Here is a 14,419-nt window from a genome sequence, read left to right as displayed (position 1 = left end):
GAGCGGTGCCGTCGGGACGAGGCGGCGGGTTCAGATTCCGGGCGCGCGGGGCCGGGGACGGCCGGCCGCATCGGGATCGACGCTGCGAATGGGCTGCCGCCGGGCGCTACGGGCCCGGGCCGGCACGGCCAGCATCCGCGCGGAGGTCGCGGGGGCCCCGGCCACGAGCCGGGCGGCGAGCACGACGGCCAGCGCGGCCAGCACTGCGGTGGCCACCGCGACGACGTCACCGGGCGAGCCGGCGAAGGCCCACGCGGTGAGGAGGGTGGTCAATGACCACGACATGCGTCAGATGCTACCGAGCCAAGGCAACCGCGAACCAGGTTTGCGGCAAGACCGGCACAGTTCAGGCATGAGAGCCTGGGCGTCGCGATCGACTTGGCCCTGGACACAAGCAGGTCGACGCTGGTCGGCGGAGCGGTTGGCAGAGATGCGCACGGCCGGAGAACGGGTAGATCCTGACGCAGGTGGATCTGGGGATGGGCCGCTGTAGTGCAAGCGCGGGGCGGATGGGCCCCGAGGGTGGTGAGCCCACGGCGGCGGAGATGGGCCGGCAGAGTTCGGACGGCCGCGCTGGCGCGGGCGGCGGGTGGCGGTGGGCCACGTGGCGCGAGTCGTGGGCGCGGGGCAGGGGCCTGAGTCGTGAGCGCGGCCCGTGGGGCGTGGGGCGTGGGGCGCGAGACCTGGGCGCGGCGCGTGGGGCGGGGCGGGGGCACGGGCGCGGGGCACGGGGCACGGGCACGGGGCACGAGCGCGGGGCACGGGCACGAGCGCGGGGCACGGCGCGGGGCGCGAGACCTGAGCGCGGCGCATGGGGCGGGGCGGGGCACGGGCACGGGGCACGGGGCACGGGGCACGGGGCGCGCGGGGCAGAGCACGGGGCGCGGAGCACGGGCACGGGGCGCGGAGCACGGGCACGGGGCGCGGAGCACGGGCACGGGGCGCGGAGCACGGGGCGCGAGACTGGGTGCGGCGCGTAGGGCAGGACGTGGGGCGTGGGGCAGGGTGTGGGGCGTGGGGCAGGGTGTGGGGCGTGGATTCGTGGGTCAGGGAGTCGGGGTGCTGCGGGACTTTACCCAGGCGGCTATCTGGGTGCGGGAGTCCAGGTTGAGTTTGTTCAGGATGTTGGAGACGTGGACGGCGGCTGTTCTTGGGGAAATGTATAGGCGGCGGGCCAGTTCTGCGTTGGTCAGGCCCTCGGCCAGTAGGACGGCTACCTCGCGTTCGCGGGGGGTCAGGGACTGGTCGGCGGGGCCGGTGGACGGCGGTGCTGACAGGCCCAGGCGGCTGCGTAGGGCCGTCAGCTCGGCCACGCGCCAGCCCGCCCAGCGGGACAGGTGGGGCTCGGCGGCTCGGGTGTCGGTGCGGGCCGCGTCTGGGTTGCCCAGGGCCAGGTGGCAGCGGGCGGCTCCCAGGTGGCCGGTGCCGCGCTGGGCCGGCAGGAGCATGGTGGGCTCGGCGACCGCGGCGCGGTAGAGGCGCAGGGCCTCCTCGGTGTCGCCCTCGGCCTCGGCGATCTGGGCGTTGGCGAGCCAGCGATACGCATCGTCGAAGAGCGGGTCGTCGATGGCCTCGGCCAGGGGGCGCAGCTCGGCGGGGATGAGGCCGGCCGAGAGGCCCGCGGAGATCAGGTCGTGGGCGAAGTCGCGGCCCGTCACGCCGGTGACCCGCACCGCGTCGAGGACGGTGCGCAGCAGCTCGCGGGCCTGGTCGGTGCGGCCCAGGCGGCAGGCCAGATGGAACTGCAGGCCGGGGACCGAGGTCTGGGTGAGCATCGTGTAGGCGTCGGTGGACTGCTCGATCAGGCCGCGGATGACCATGTCGGCCTTGTCAAGCTCGCCGGCCTCGAGCAGGAGGCCGGCGAAGAGGACGCCGTGGTAGTCGCTGCCGTTGCGGGTGCGCAGCAGGCCGCGGTCGCGGCGGCGGGCCGACTCGAGCTCGCTCAGGGCGGCGCCCAGGTTGCCCTCCTGGACGGAGAGGCGGGCCCGGCCCTGGAAGTAGGCGGCGACGGCCAGCGACTCGAACCCGGCCCGCTCGGCGAAGGTGCGCATACGCTCGAGCGCGGCAGACCAGTCGGCGGGGCCGCCCGGGAGCAGGTTGTAGAGGTTGTTGAGCGACCGCGCGGCCAGCAGCCACTCGCCGGCCTCCTCGGCCTCGCGCGCGGCCTCGTTGAGCAGCTTGACACCCTCGTCGACGCCGGCGGCGACGTTGACCAGGGCGGAGCCCTTCTCGACCTTGCCGGCGAGCCAGACGGCGGGCAGCCCCAGCTCCTCGCCGAGGGCGATCGCCATGTCGGCCCAGGCCACGGCGCGCTCGGTGTCATCGTGCAGCATGTACGCCTGGGCGATCGCCGCATACGCCTGCGCCTTCGCCGGGCCGTCGTCGAGGTGCGCGATCTCGGCCCGCAGCTGGGCGGCCCGCTCCTGCATGCTGCCGCTGCTGCCGATCTCCCAGCTGAGCCGGACCAGCAGCCGCAGCGCGTCGGCGCGCTCCTCGCGGGTCGCGGCGGCGGCGAGCCAGCGCCGGCCGAGCTCCTGCGCGTCGTCGAGGAGGCCGGCCAGCCACGCGGCCCGGGCGCCGCAGGAGAGCAGCTCGACGTCGTCGGGCAGCTCGTCGAGGCCCATCTCGGCGAGCTGGAGCGCCTGGTAGGGCGAGCCCATCGCCAGATAGACCACCAGCCCGCGCCGCGCGGCCTCGACCATGTCGAGGTATCGCCCGGCGCCCTTGGCGTGGTGCGCGACCAGCGCGTAGTCCTTGCTGCCGGTCGACAGCAGCGTCTCGAGCGCGAGCTCGTGCAGGCGGCGGCGCTGCCGGGCGAGCATCTCGTCGACGAGGGCCTCGCGGGTCAGGGCGTGGCGGAAGCTGAACTCGTCGTCGCCGGTCTCGACCATGAGGCCGCGGCGCACCAGGGCCCGCAGGCCGTCGATGAGCTCGTTCTCGTCGAAGCCGGTGACGGCGGCGAGCAGGTCGAACGGGACCTTGCGGCCGAGCACGGCGGCCGCCTCGACGATGCGCTTCTCGGCGTCGTCGAGGTCGTCGAGCTGGCGGCGCAGGGCCTCGGCGACGTTCCACGGCAGGGGCCGGTCACACAGGGTGTCGAGGTCGCCGTCGCCGTTGGCCTTGAGCAGCTCCTCGAGGAAGAACGGGTTTCCGCCGGTGCGGTTGTGCATGGACAGCGCGGTGCGATATGCCGGAGGGCGCCCGGTCGCGGACTTCAGGAACATCGACGTGTCGGCGAGGCTGAGGCGCTCGAGCCGCACGTTGGTCACCGTGTATCGCCGTTCGAGCCGGGTCAGCAGGTCGGCGAGCGGGTGCCGGCGGGTGACCTCGTCGGGCCGATAGGTCCCGATGAGCAGCCGGGGGCCGGGCAGCTCGGCGATCCGCTCGAACAGCGCGACGCTCTCGGAGTCGGCCCAGTGCAGGTCCTCGAAGACCACGATCGACGAGCCGGGCGTGGTCAGCTGGCGCACGATCTCCAGGCCGGCCTGGATGCGGTCGATCATCGAGCGGGACGCGTCGGTGACGATCGTCAGCTGCTCCGGCTCGAGATGCTCGGAGCGGTTACAGCTGTCGATGGCGTCGAGGAGGACCTCGAAGGGGCGGCTGAGGGTGCCGGGATCGGCCTGGCCGTCGAGCACCGGAACCGTCTCGGGCTGCCCCGCGATCAGTTCCTGGACCAGACGGCTCTTGCCGATGCCCGGCTCCCCGCCGAGCATGGCGATGGAAGGCTCGGACGTGTCGATGAGGCGGCGCAACCGGCGCAGCTCGTCGCCGCGGCCGACCATCACCTGGCTCATTCCGCTACGGCTGGCCCGCACGCCACCAGCCTACCGGCGACCGGCCGGTGCTCCGGCTGTGACGGACGCGACCCGCGCCACCAGCGGCGGCGCCTGCCGCGGCCGGCCGCGCGGGCGTGCGAGCCGAGGCCGAGCAGGCCCTGCTGCCGGTGCTGGAGCTGGCTGAACAGAAAAACGGGGTGCATCATCTCGACTCCTTGGCCGGGTGGTTCCTTCGATGACTCCATGCTGTCGAAGTAAGGCCCCGGTGCCATCTGCACCTGTTACGTATTCTGACGCCTCCGGCCGCTCTAGTCATCGGGTTGGCACCTAACTAAGGCCTGTTCAGCCGAGCACGCCGACCGGAACCTGGCGGCTGGTGCTGCGCTGCGGCCGCCGCGGATCGGCATCTGGATGATGGCGCCGCCGGGGCGGTGGTGTCCGGAATCAGGCGCAGATCCGATGGCACGTCGCTACACCGTCAGCCAAGTTCGAACCACGGATCCTTGGTCATCACACTTGGGGACCCCAGAACCAGAGCAGCCCCGGTGCTGCGGCGCGGACCACCAGCAGGGGTATGGTCCACGCCGACGCACCGGGGCTGCTCTCCCCCGCGGTTCGGTCGCGGCAGGTTCGGGCACCGGACAGGCCGCCTTCCCGGGCGGCCCTCGCAGCGGCATGTCAGGCGGTTGCGCGCTCGCGCTCGCGCCGCGTTCGACGCCGCAGCTTCACGCGGCTTGACCAGTGCTTGGCCTCGTCGAGCATGTCCAGGTGGCGCTGGCGGACGAGCTCGGTGAGCAGACCGTCGTGGACGTTCATGGTCGGGACCCCTTTCAACCTTGTGACTCCATCCTGTCGGAGTAAGGCCCACGCTCCATCGGTATCACTTACGTAATCCCACCTCCCCGACATACGTAGACGGCACGGGCGGCCGTCTACGTATCCCTAGCCCCGTCTAGTCATCCGGCGTTTGCGCAGGTTACGGCGGCCTCAGCCGGGGAATTGGTCGATACATGATGCGTATCGGGACCTCCGGCTGGCAGTACCAGGACTGGCGGGGCCGCTTCTATCCCCGCGACGTCCCGCACCGCCTGTGGCTGGAGCACTACGCGGCGGCGTTCTCGACGGTCGAGGTGAACAACGCGTTCTACCGGCTGCCCGAGCGGCGTACGTTCGAGGACTGGCGGGCGCGCACCCCGGCGGACTTCGTCGTCGCGGTCAAGGCGAGCCGCTTCCTCACGCACGTCAAGCGCCTGCGGGAGCCGACGGAGCCGGTCGAACGCCTGATGGACCGGGCCGCCGGGCTGGAGCGCAGGCTCGGGCCGGTACTGCTGCAACTGCCGCCGACCCTTCCCGCGAACCCGGAGGCCCTCGACGAGACGCTGCGGGCCTTTCCGCGTGGGGTGCGCGTCGCCGTCGAGCCGCGTCACAGTTCGTGGTGGAACGGCGACGTCAGGGCGGTACTGCTGCGAAATGAAGCGGCCTTGTGCTGGTCGGACCGCAAGGGCCGCCCGCAGGCGCCGCTGTGGCGCACCGCGAAGTGGGGCTATCTGCGCCTGCACGAGGGGCGCGCAGCGCCCTGGCCGCGTTACGGCCGCTCCGCCCTCGACACCTGGACGGGCCGTCTGGCCGAGGCGTTCCAAGATTCGGACATTTACGTGTACTTCAACAACGATCCCGGATGCGCCGCCGTCGCCGACGCCGTGGCGTTCGCCCGCCTGGCGCAGCGGCGCGGACTGGCGCTCGGGCGCGCCCCGGAGCAAGTTCCGCGCTGGTCGTAGGCTTCCTTCGTGGCCAAGTTCTGTTGCGCGGTGTTCGTGCTCGCCGCATTTTTCGCGCTGCTGGTGTGGCAGCGCCGCCACCTGCTCAACCGCGACCACGACGACCGCCGCCGCTGATTTCACGCGGCTGCGCGCCCGAAGACGTCCGCCGGTCGCGATGGCCGACGTTCGGGATGAGCGGCAACCGGCAGTTCAGGCCGGGCGGGCCACTACGCAGCGCCACCGGGAACCGGCAGAAGCACCGGCAGAACCACGAACGTCACCGTCGAGGCCTACGCCACACCGATCGGCGCCGATGTATCAGACGGGTCGCATCGCCACTCTCCTCCTGTGCGGGCGGCGACGAGGAGCCTCCCGACGACCACAAGAGGTTTCAACTCATCGGATATCCGGCAGAACAGCCGGACAAACCCGGTAAACGCCCAGATGGCAGCCACCGGAGGGTCGCGAGAAGGTTGCCCAGAGTGACGATGGAACAACGGAACCAGGACGTTCCCGATATTCTGTGTACTCGATGTGGGGACCGGAGGGGGGCCGCCCATATGGGCAAGCACGGGGTCGCGGCGGATCGAGCAGGAACGCGCGGAACACGGTGACCACAACGCTCGGCAAGAACGGCTCCGGCGCCTTCGACGGGGCGACCGAGGCCGTGCTCCACCTGCACCGCGCCGCCAACGCCGTGCGCCAGCACGTCGAGCAGGAGGTGCTGCGGGCCCATCAGCTGACGTGGACCGGGTTCGTCGTGCTGCGCACCGTCTGGGCCGCGCGCCGCATCGAGACCCGGCACGCCGCCGAGCAGGCGGGCATCTCCAAGGCCACCCTGACCGGCGTGGTGGACACGCTGTCCGGGCGCGGGCTCATGCGGCGCAGCGACCACCCCGACGACGGCCGGCTGGTGCTGCTGCAGCTGACCCGCAAGGGGCACCGCCTGATCCGGGATCTGCTGCCGGAGTCGCAGGGCGCCGAGGCGTACGCGCTGTCGTATCTTGAGCCCGGCGAGCTCGCGGTCATCACGACTGCACTGCGTGGACTGGTCGACCACCTGGAGCGACCTCGCTAACGGCGCGCCAACCCCCAATGGCCCCGTTGAGGGGAATTGCGTCATTCTCCGGCCCGCCGATCGTTGGAGAAAGACCGGAACAGTGCCATAACAGGTGTGACCTCCGGCGCGGACGAACGGGCTTGCCTGGACTACTGTTCGAGGCAGCGTCGACGACGATCCGCAGCACACAAAGGTGTCCGAACGGACACATGGGATGCATACAGCGTGGTCTTTTCATCGCCCGATGAAGGGATCAGACTGCACGAGAACGGCCCGACACCCCCGGACCCGCGAAGACCGTGGAAGGACCCCGATGACCGAGGCAGGCAAGCACGACGACGCCGGCGAGTCCGGCCCGCCGGACCTGCCGCTGCGCTCGGCCGCGCCGGCCCGGCGCGCCACCGTCGGCGACCTCACCCCGAACGACCCGATCCGGATCGACGAATACCGGCTGCTCGGGCAGCTCGGCGTCGGCGGCATGGGCACGGTCTACCTGGCGCAGTCGCCCGAGGGCAACCGCGTCGCGGTCAAGCTGGTCCACCAGCACCTGGCCCGCGACCCGCGCTTCCGGGTGCGCTTCGCCGGCGAGGTGCGCGCCGCCCAGCGGGTGCCCGGCTTCTGCACGGCGCGAGTCCTCGACTCGGGCGTGTTCGAGGAGCGGCCCTACCTCGTGACCGAATATCTCGAGGGCATCCCGCTGTCCCGGCTGGTCGCCGACGACGGCCCGCTCGACCCGGCCATGCTGCACAGCGTGGCGCTCGGGGTCGCGGCCTCCCTCGCGGCCATCCACAACGTCGGCCTCGTGCACCGCGACCTGAAGCCGAGCAACCTGATGGTCACGCTCGGTGGCGTCCGGATCATCGACTTCGGCATCGCCCGGGCGCTCGACGCGGCCAGCGACATCACCGGCACCGGCAACATCGTCGGCAGCCTCGGCTGGGCCTCCCCCGAGCAGCTGCGCGCCGAGGAGCCCACCGCGGCGATGGACATCTTCGGCTGGGGCTGCCTGGTCGCCTTCGCCGCGACCGGCCGCCATCCGTACGGTGGGGAGGAGGCGGCCGCCCGCGCCTGGAAGATCCTCGAGGGCGAGCCGGACCTCAGCGGCGTGCCCGACCCGGTGCGCGACCTCGTCGCCGCGGCCCTGAGCCGCGATCCGCAGGACCGCCCGGACGCGCGGCAGCTGCTGCTCGGCCTGGCCATCGACGACCTCGAGACGGCGACCGTCCCGGTGCAGCGGCGCTGGCTGCGCGGCCCGGCCCAGATGTCGCGCCGGCGGGTGACGTCGATGGCGATCGCCGTACCGATGGCGCTGGCTCTGGTCTTCGCCGCCGCCGAGACGACCTCGGACCTGATGGGCGGCACGCCCAGCACCGACACGCACCACGGCACGACCGGCGGCGACTCGGTCACCACCAACCTGTCGCCGCTGCCCGTGCCGCACGCGACCGGCGGTGCCGACAGCCGGCCCAACGGCGGGGCGACCGCGACGCAGATCGGCAACCCGACCAACATCGCCCAGACTCCGGCGCCGACGCAGACGGTCGACGGCCCGGTGACCACCCCGACGACGACGACCCCGGTCCCGACGACCACGCCGCCGCCGGTGGTCACCACCACCACCACGACGCCGCCGGACCCCACTACGACGGCTCCCACGCCGGTCGACCCGACGACGACGAATCCGGTCAACCAGCCGCTGGTGCACCTGCCGTAGGCCTGCCCTCAGACGACGTGCTCGAGGTACCGCTGAATGGTCTCCTCCAGCACCTCCTGGCCGGGGCGTGACCACAGGTCCTCGTGGAAGACCTCGACCTCGATCGGCCCGGTGTACCCGGTCGCGTCGACGGCCTCGCGGAAGCGGCGCATCTGCACACAGCCGGTGCCGGGCAGCCCGCGGCCGAGCAGCACCCCCGCCGGCAGCGGCGTGATCCAGTCGGCGACCTGGAAGCACGCGATCCGCCCCGCCGCCCCGGCCCGCGCCAGCTGCGCCCAGACCTGGTCGTCCCACCAGAGATGGTACGTGTCGACGGCGACCCCGACGGCGTCCGCCGGGAACGGCTCGGCGATGTCGAGCGCGTTGCCGAGCGTCGAGATCACGCACCGGTCGGAGGCGAACATGGGGTGCAGCGGCTCGATCGCGAGCTGAACCCCGGCCCCCTGCGCGTGCGGGACCAGCCCGGCGATCGCGTCGGCGACCCTTTGTCGCGCTCCGTCGATGTCGCGGCTACCGTCCGGCAGGCCGCCGCTGACCAGGACGAGGACGGGGGCACCGAGCGTGACGGCCTCGTCGATGGCGCGCAGGTTGTCCTCGCGCCAGGCGTCGGCGGTGAAGAACCCGCCGCGACAGAGCGTGGTGACGTCGAGCCCGGCGGAGCGGACGAGGGCGGCAGTACGCTCGACACCGTACGTGTCGACCTGGTCACGCCACAGCCCGATCCCCGTCACACCGGCCGCCACACAGCCGGCGACGGTGTCCTCCATGGGCCAGCGCTTGGTGGTCGCCTGGTTCAGCGAGAATCGCGACAAGTCACCCAAAGTTGCCTCCATTGCTTGAAAATTTCGCACTTGTACCGCATGTGCCCACCCGCTGCCGGGCCGCCCGGGCTCGCACAGCGCAAGTCCCCACCCACGACGGGCACGGCCGTTGCGCCGTCCGGGCCTCCCCTTGCAAGAATTCGGCCGCCCCGACCGCTCCGCGCACAACCGTTCCCGCCGGTGGCAGGCCCGCGCCGAGAGCGGGCCGCAACGCGACCACGCCCCTGTCGTGCAAGGCACGTTCCGCCAGTAGCACGCCCCGTGCCAGGAACAGACCGCCACGTGCAAGAACAGAGCCGCAACGACGACTCCCGCCAATGGCACGCCCCTTGCCGCAGTCGGGACGCCGCTTGCGACAAACGAACCGCCACGACCGCGCCAGGCACGACGACCGCCAGTGGGGGCACGCCCGTTGCCAAAGAGCGGGCCACCACGTGCAGCACCTGGCCGCGACGACCGCATCCCCGCACGACCACTCCTGCCAGGAACACGCCCCTTGCCACAGCGGGCCTCCGTTTGCCAAGTCGTGACACCCGTGCCACAACGGGACGCCGCGCACCACCGCCAGAACGCCCCTGCCAATGCCCGAACGCCGCTTGCTGCTGCGGGGGCGCCCCTGCCAGTGCCCGAACGCCGCGCACGACCGCCGGAACGCCCTTGCCGCTGCCGGAACGCCGCTTGCCGCTGCCGGGGCGCGGCGAGCCGCAGCTGTGATGCCGCTTGCGAACCGCCGCGACCGCGCCGTGCACGACGACCTCCGCCCGTGGCATGCCCGTCGCCACGTGCACGACCCCGCCGCCACAAGCGTGCCCGGCGCGGCGATATCCAGCGTGGGCACGAGCGGGTCGGCGGGTGTGGGCGTCGAACACGGTGTGGCCGGTGAGCGTCGTCGCGGTGCTGTGGTTTACAGGTCCAGAGACGGGATCTCGATGCGCCGGCCGGTGCGGGCCGACTCGAGGCCGAGTTCGGCCAGCTGCACGCCCCGGGCGCCGGCCGCGAAGTCCCAGGGGAACGCCGTGTCGTCGACCACGTGGCGCAGAAAGCGCTCCCACTGTACCTTGAAGCCGTTGTCGAACGGCTCGTTGTCCGGCACCTTCTGCCACTGCTCGCGGAAGCGCTCCGTGGCCGGCAGGTCGGGGTTCCACACCGGCTTCGGGGTCGCGCCACGGTGCTGGATGTGGCATTCTCGCAGGCCCGCGACCGCGCTGCCGTGGGTGCCGTCGACCTGGAACTCGACCAGCTCGTCGCGGTGCACGCGGACCGCCCACGAGGAGTTGATCTGGGCGATGATGCCGCCCTCCAGCTCGAAGACGCCGTAGGCCGCGTCGTCGGCGGTCGCGTCGTAGACGGCGCCGGACTCGTCGACCCGCGTGGGAATATGTGTCGCGATGGTCGCCTGGACAGAGCGTACCGGGGCGAAAATGCGCTCCAGAACGTACTGCCAATGGGGAAACATGTCCACGACGATCCCGCCGCCATCGGCCGATCGGTAGTTCCACGACGGGCGCTGCGCCGCCTGCCAGTCGCCCTCGAACACCCAGTAGCCGAACTCGCCGCGCACGGACAGGATGCGGCCGAAGAAGCCGCCCTCGACCAGCCGCGCGAGCTTGCGCAGGCCGGGCAGGAACAGCTTGTCCTGCACGACGCCGTGCTTGACCCCGGCGGCGCGGGCCGCGCGGCACAGGTCGGCGGCGGCGGCGGTGTCCTCGGCGAGGGGCTTCTCGGTGTAGACGTGCTTGCCGGCCTCGATCGCGGCGCGGATCGCCTTCTCGCGCTGCTGGGTCACCTGCGCGTCGAAGTAGATCCGCACGTCGTCGCGGTGCAGGGCGGCGTCGAGGTCGGTGGTCCAGTCGGTGAGGCCGTGCCGCTCCGCGATCTCCTGCAGCTTGGCCGGGTTACGGCCGACGAGGATCGGCTCGGGCCAGATGCGGCGGCCGTCCCCGGCGGGCAGGCCGCCCTCCTCCCGGATGGCCAGCAGCGAGCGGACGAGATGCTGGCGGTACCCCATGCGGCCGGTCACGCCGTTGAGGACGATGCCGATCGGAACGCGGTTCACGGGTCTCCTTCAGGGAATGTAGATATCAAGCAGGCCGCACATGCCGTGCCGCCCCGACTCGGTCGGCGCCGGCAGCACCTCGATGCCGCCGGCCGCCAGGTGCGTGAGGTCGCCGTTACCGAGTGCGTCGAGCTGCCGCCCGGTCGCAAGGGCCACCTCCAGCGCCCCGGACTCCCACCGCTGCCGCCAGTCGGCCAGGCGCGGGGCGACCAGCTCGGCGGCGGCGCGGCAGAACGCGGTGAACGCCTCGGGGCCACCGGCGCGCATCGCCAGGAAGCCGGTGACGGCAAGGTCGCGGCGGCGGTACGCGGGCGCGAGGTCGGCTCCGCCGGGCAGGGTCGCGGCGGCCCGGTACGCCTGCGGGTCGCCGACGACGTCGGACGGGAACGTCAGCACCGCGTCGCCGGCCTCGGGCAGGCCGCTGTTCTGCATGAGGACCACGATCCGCAGCCCGCCGTCGTTGACGAGCCGGTGGATGGTGCCCGGCCGGAACCAGGCGACCGTCCCCGGCGTCAGCGCGGTCTCGCGGTAGCCCTCCCCCGACAGCGTCTGCACACGGCCCGTTCCGGCGAGCACGACGTACCCCTCGGAGCACGTCAGATGCATGTGCGGCGTGCCCCCGTGCAGCCCGTCGGGCGCGGTCGTGTCGTACACCGACAGCCGCGACACGCCGACCGCGCCGGGCAGATGGGACCCCATGGAAACCCTCCGGATTCAGGAAACCGCTTTCCTGAGGCTAGCCGGTACGCTGAGCGCGGGTCAATGGAGAGGAGTCCCGATGGCGACGCTCGCCGACGTCGCCCGCCGTGCGGGCGTGTCACCGGCTACCGCTTCCCGGATCATCAGCGGCAGCACCAAGCTCGTCACCGACGAGTTGCGCGCCCGGGTCCTGCGGGCCGTCGACGAGCTGCAGTACGTGCCGAACGCGCACGCCCAGCTGCTGGCGAGGGCGCAGCGCACGGCGGTCGGCGTGATCGTGCACGACGTCTCCGACCCGTACTTCGCCGAGATCACCCGCGGGCTGCAGCAGGTCGCCACCGCGCACGGCCGGCTCGTCATCATCTGCAACAGCTACCGCGACCCGGCGCGCGAGCTCGAGTACGTCGAACTGCTGCGCGCCCAGCAGGTCGCCGCGATTGTCCTGGCCGGCTCGGGCTACCACGACGCAGTGTTCACCAAGGCGCTGAAGGGCAAGCTGGCCGCGTACACCCGCACCGGCGGCCGGGTCAGCGTCATCGGCCGCCACGAGCTGCCCGGCGACGCGGTCATGCCGGCCAACGAGGAGGGCGGCTACCTCGCCGGCCGCGAGCTGTTCGGGACCGGCCACCGCAAGGTCGGCGTCATCGCCGGCCCGCGCGTGCTCACCACGACCACGGACCGCCTGGCCGGCCTGCGCCGGGCCGCCCGCGAGTCCGGCCGCACGCTGCCGGCGCGCCGGGTGGCGTACGCCGGCTTCGACCGCGACGGCGGCGCCGAGGCCACGGCGGAGCTGCTGAGCTCCTCCCCCGACCTGACGGCGATCGTGGCGCTCAACGACCAGATGGCAGTGGGCGCCCTGAGCACCCTGCGCGAGCGCGGAGTCGCGGTGCCGGAGCAGATCTCGCTGATCGGCTTCGACGACATGCCGATCGCCCGGGACGTGACCCCGGCCCTGACCACGGTCCGCCTCCCCCTGGCCGAGATGGGCGCCCGGGCGATGTCGATGGCGCTGGAGGACGGCAACGGCGACGAGTCACGCATCGAGCCGGCCGAGGCGACCCTGATCCGCCGGGCGAGCACGCAACCGCTGCCGTCCTGACCGGCGCTCAGCCGTTGACGTCCTGATAGCTGGGCAGGTCCGCCCGGACCGCACCACCGTCGCGCACCGCCGTGGCGGTCTCCACCACCGCGGCCAGCGAGGCCCGGAAGAGCAGCGACCCCATGCTGACCCGCGCGACACCGAGTGCAGCCAGTTCGCGCACGGACGGCCCGCTTGGAAGCGCAAGAACATTCAGCGGTACCGCGAGCGCTTCCACTATTTCCGAAATCTCCGATCTGTCCGACATCCCCGGTACGAACACTCCATCGGCCCCGGCATCCTGATACATCCGCGCACGCCGAACCGCCTCGCGCACGTCCCCGGCCCGCAACCAGTGCGTATCGGTCCGAGCGTTGACGAACAGGCCGGGCACCGCCCGCTTGATGTCCCGGATCAGCCGGGCGTGCGCGGACGGCTCCGCGAGCCCGTCCTCGACGTTGACCCCAGCTCCCCCGGCCTCGGCAACCGCGCTCGCGGCCGCGACCGACCCCCGCTCGATGTCGGCCGAGACGAACACCGGCAACGAGCTCAGCCGCCCGACGAGCCGCAGGGTCGCATCGACGGCGGCCCCTTCGCCGTCGGGGACGCCGTGACCGGCCGCCACCCCGAGACTGGTGGTACCGACGGCCGCGAACCCGGCCGCGACCAGCGCCCGCGCCGAGGCGACGTCCCAGGCGTTGGGCAGCACGAGCGGCTCCCCGGCCCGATGCAACTGCGCGAACTCACTCCCGCTCACCGCAAGGCTCCTTCCACCAGCGCAAGCGCGTGTTCACGGCCCGGGCACGCTCGCGGCCCCGACCCGAACGGCGCATCCTTCAGCGGCACCGCGATGACCTCACCGTCCGGCGCCACCCGGCGGGTCGCGACCACCGGCGGATCGTCGCGCAGCACCTCCTGCACCGGCCTCGCCCGCGCCCGCTCGATCAGCGCCGCCGTGGCGTCGCAGGCCTGCACGAGCACGGCGACGTATGCGGCGGTCCGCTCGTCGTACGTGCCCCCGAACGCCGCGACGAGCCGATCGACGGCGGCGTCGGCCGTGGTGTCACCGGTCTGATAGGCCCCGGCCGCGACCCGGACGTCAGCGACGACGCCGGGAACCGCCGATTCCGCGATGCCGAGGGCACCGGCGAGCCGCCCGGCGGGATGTCCGGCATACGGCTCGCGCAGCGCGGCAGGATCGATCCCGGCCAGCAACTCCTCGACCGCCGCCCGGCGCCGGGCGTGCACGGCGCCGTTGCTGAACCGGCTGACGGTCGCCCGCAGCCACCCGATGCCGGCCGCGGCGGGCCCGGGTTCGGGGACGGGATACCAGAGCTGACGCATACCGCCGACGCTACGACGGGAACCGTTCGGCCCCGGCCGAACCGTCCGCGCGGATGATGGAGCCAGGGGGTTCCCAGACACCGTGCCCGGACGACGCGGAGAGGACCG

General features: G+C 72.5%; 12 protein-coding genes. 4 read left to right on the top strand and 8 right to left on the bottom strand.

Annotation, left to right across the window (positions count from 1 at the left end):
* Positions 1–30 precede the first annotated feature (30 nt).
* The 3 genes from ACQPY0_RS11935 to ACQPY0_RS11925 all read right to left on the bottom strand — a co-directional run bounded on the left by ACQPY0_RS11935 (position 31) and on the right by ACQPY0_RS11925 (position 4,595).
* Positions 31–285, bottom strand: a complete 255-nt coding sequence (locus tag ACQPY0_RS11935; RefSeq protein ID WP_432987893.1) for a DUF6412 domain-containing protein — start codon at positions 283–285, stop codon at positions 31–33.
* 761 nt (positions 286–1,046) lie between these two features.
* A complete protein-coding gene (locus ACQPY0_RS11930; RefSeq protein ID WP_432987891.1) occupies positions 1,047–3,818 on the bottom strand; it encodes an ATP-binding protein in 2,772 nt (923 codons plus the stop codon).
* A gap of 639 nt (positions 3,819–4,457) precedes the next feature.
* Positions 4,458–4,595 (bottom strand): hypothetical protein, encoded by a 138-nt coding sequence (locus tag ACQPY0_RS11925; protein ID WP_432987889.1) that lies wholly within the window; start codon positions 4,593–4,595, stop codon positions 4,458–4,460.
* Between the two features lie 194 nt (positions 4,596–4,789).
* Between ACQPY0_RS11925 and ACQPY0_RS11920 the strand changes: the two genes are divergently transcribed.
* The 3 genes from ACQPY0_RS11920 (at position 4,790) to ACQPY0_RS11910 (ending at position 8,313) form a co-directional block, all read left to right on the top strand.
* Positions 4,790–5,557: a DUF72 domain-containing protein gene (locus tag ACQPY0_RS11920; protein WP_432987886.1), complete on the top strand. Its 768-nt coding sequence runs from the start codon at positions 4,790–4,792 to the stop codon at positions 5,555–5,557.
* A 592-nt stretch (positions 5,558–6,149) separates the two neighbouring features.
* Positions 6,150–6,617: a MarR family winged helix-turn-helix transcriptional regulator gene (locus ACQPY0_RS11915; RefSeq protein ID WP_432987883.1), complete on the top strand. Its 468-nt coding sequence runs from the start codon at positions 6,150–6,152 to the stop codon at positions 6,615–6,617.
* A gap of 295 nt (positions 6,618–6,912) precedes the next feature.
* A complete protein-coding gene (locus tag ACQPY0_RS11910) occupies positions 6,913–8,313 on the top strand; it encodes a serine/threonine-protein kinase (protein ID WP_432987880.1) in 1,401 nt (466 codons plus the stop codon).
* Between the two features lie 8 nt (positions 8,314–8,321).
* Here the strand turns inward: ACQPY0_RS11910 and ACQPY0_RS11905 are convergent, their stop codons facing one another.
* The 3 genes from ACQPY0_RS11905 to ACQPY0_RS11895 all read right to left on the bottom strand — a co-directional run bounded on the left by ACQPY0_RS11905 (position 8,322) and on the right by ACQPY0_RS11895 (position 11,889).
* Positions 8,322–9,125 carry a sugar phosphate isomerase/epimerase family protein gene (locus ACQPY0_RS11905; RefSeq protein WP_432995188.1) on the bottom strand — a complete coding sequence of 268 codons (804 nt, stop codon included), beginning with the start codon at positions 9,123–9,125 and terminating at the stop codon, positions 8,322–8,324.
* Positions 9,126–10,038: 913 nt separating this feature from the next.
* Positions 10,039–11,190, bottom strand: coding sequence for a Gfo/Idh/MocA family protein (locus tag ACQPY0_RS11900; RefSeq protein WP_432987878.1), 1,152 nt, complete (start codon positions 11,188–11,190; stop codon positions 10,039–10,041).
* A 9-nt stretch (positions 11,191–11,199) separates the two neighbouring features.
* Complete coding sequence (locus ACQPY0_RS11895) at positions 11,200–11,889, bottom strand: cupin domain-containing protein (protein WP_432987875.1); 690 nt, start codon at positions 11,887–11,889, stop codon at positions 11,200–11,202.
* A 79-nt stretch (positions 11,890–11,968) separates the two neighbouring features.
* Between ACQPY0_RS11895 and ACQPY0_RS11890 the strand changes: the two genes are divergently transcribed.
* A complete protein-coding gene (locus ACQPY0_RS11890) occupies positions 11,969–12,988 on the top strand; it encodes a LacI family DNA-binding transcriptional regulator (RefSeq protein ID WP_432987872.1) in 1,020 nt (339 codons plus the stop codon).
* A 7-nt stretch (positions 12,989–12,995) separates the two neighbouring features.
* Here the strand turns inward: ACQPY0_RS11890 and ACQPY0_RS11885 are convergent, their stop codons facing one another.
* Positions 12,996–13,724: an isocitrate lyase/PEP mutase family protein gene (locus ACQPY0_RS11885; protein ID WP_432987869.1), complete on the bottom strand. Its 729-nt coding sequence runs from the start codon at positions 13,722–13,724 to the stop codon at positions 12,996–12,998.
* The gene (locus tag ACQPY0_RS11880) at positions 13,721–14,311 is read right to left on the bottom strand and encodes a hypothetical protein (RefSeq protein ID WP_432987866.1); all 591 of its coding nucleotides are present in this window, start codon (positions 14,309–14,311) and stop codon (positions 13,721–13,723) included. Before ACQPY0_RS11880 ends, ACQPY0_RS11885 begins: the two co-directional genes overlap by 4 nt.
* Positions 14,312–14,419: the final 108 nt, after the last annotated feature.

This window comes from Dactylosporangium sp. CA-233914, from assembly GCF_050942935.1.
Taxonomy (GTDB): domain Bacteria; phylum Actinomycetota; class Actinomycetes; order Mycobacteriales; family Micromonosporaceae; genus Dactylosporangium.
This window is presented reverse-complemented; position numbering and strand designations above follow the sequence as displayed.

Excerpts from the sequence above, each read along its gene's own strand:
- ACQPY0_RS11920 (WP_432987886.1), top strand. The coding sequence starts at position 4,790 with ATGATGCGTATCGGGACCTCCGGCTGGCAGTACCAGGACTGGCGGGGC.
- ACQPY0_RS11880 (WP_432987866.1), bottom strand. The coding sequence starts at position 14,311 with ATGCGTCAGCTCTGGTATCCCGTCCCCGAACCCGGGCCCGCCGCGGCC.
- ACQPY0_RS11895 (WP_432987875.1), bottom strand. The coding sequence starts at position 11,889 with ATGGGGTCCCATCTGCCCGGCGCGGTCGGCGTGTCGCGGCTGTCGGTG.
- ACQPY0_RS11910 (WP_432987880.1), top strand. The coding sequence starts at position 6,913 with ATGACCGAGGCAGGCAAGCACGACGACGCCGGCGAGTCCGGCCCGCCG.
- ACQPY0_RS11935 (WP_432987893.1), bottom strand. The coding sequence starts at position 285 with ATGTCGTGGTCATTGACCACCCTCCTCACCGCGTGGGCCTTCGCCGGC.
- ACQPY0_RS11890 (WP_432987872.1), top strand. The coding sequence starts at position 11,969 with ATGGCGACGCTCGCCGACGTCGCCCGCCGTGCGGGCGTGTCACCGGCT.
- ACQPY0_RS11925 (WP_432987889.1), bottom strand. The coding sequence starts at position 4,595 with ATGAACGTCCACGACGGTCTGCTCACCGAGCTCGTCCGCCAGCGCCAC.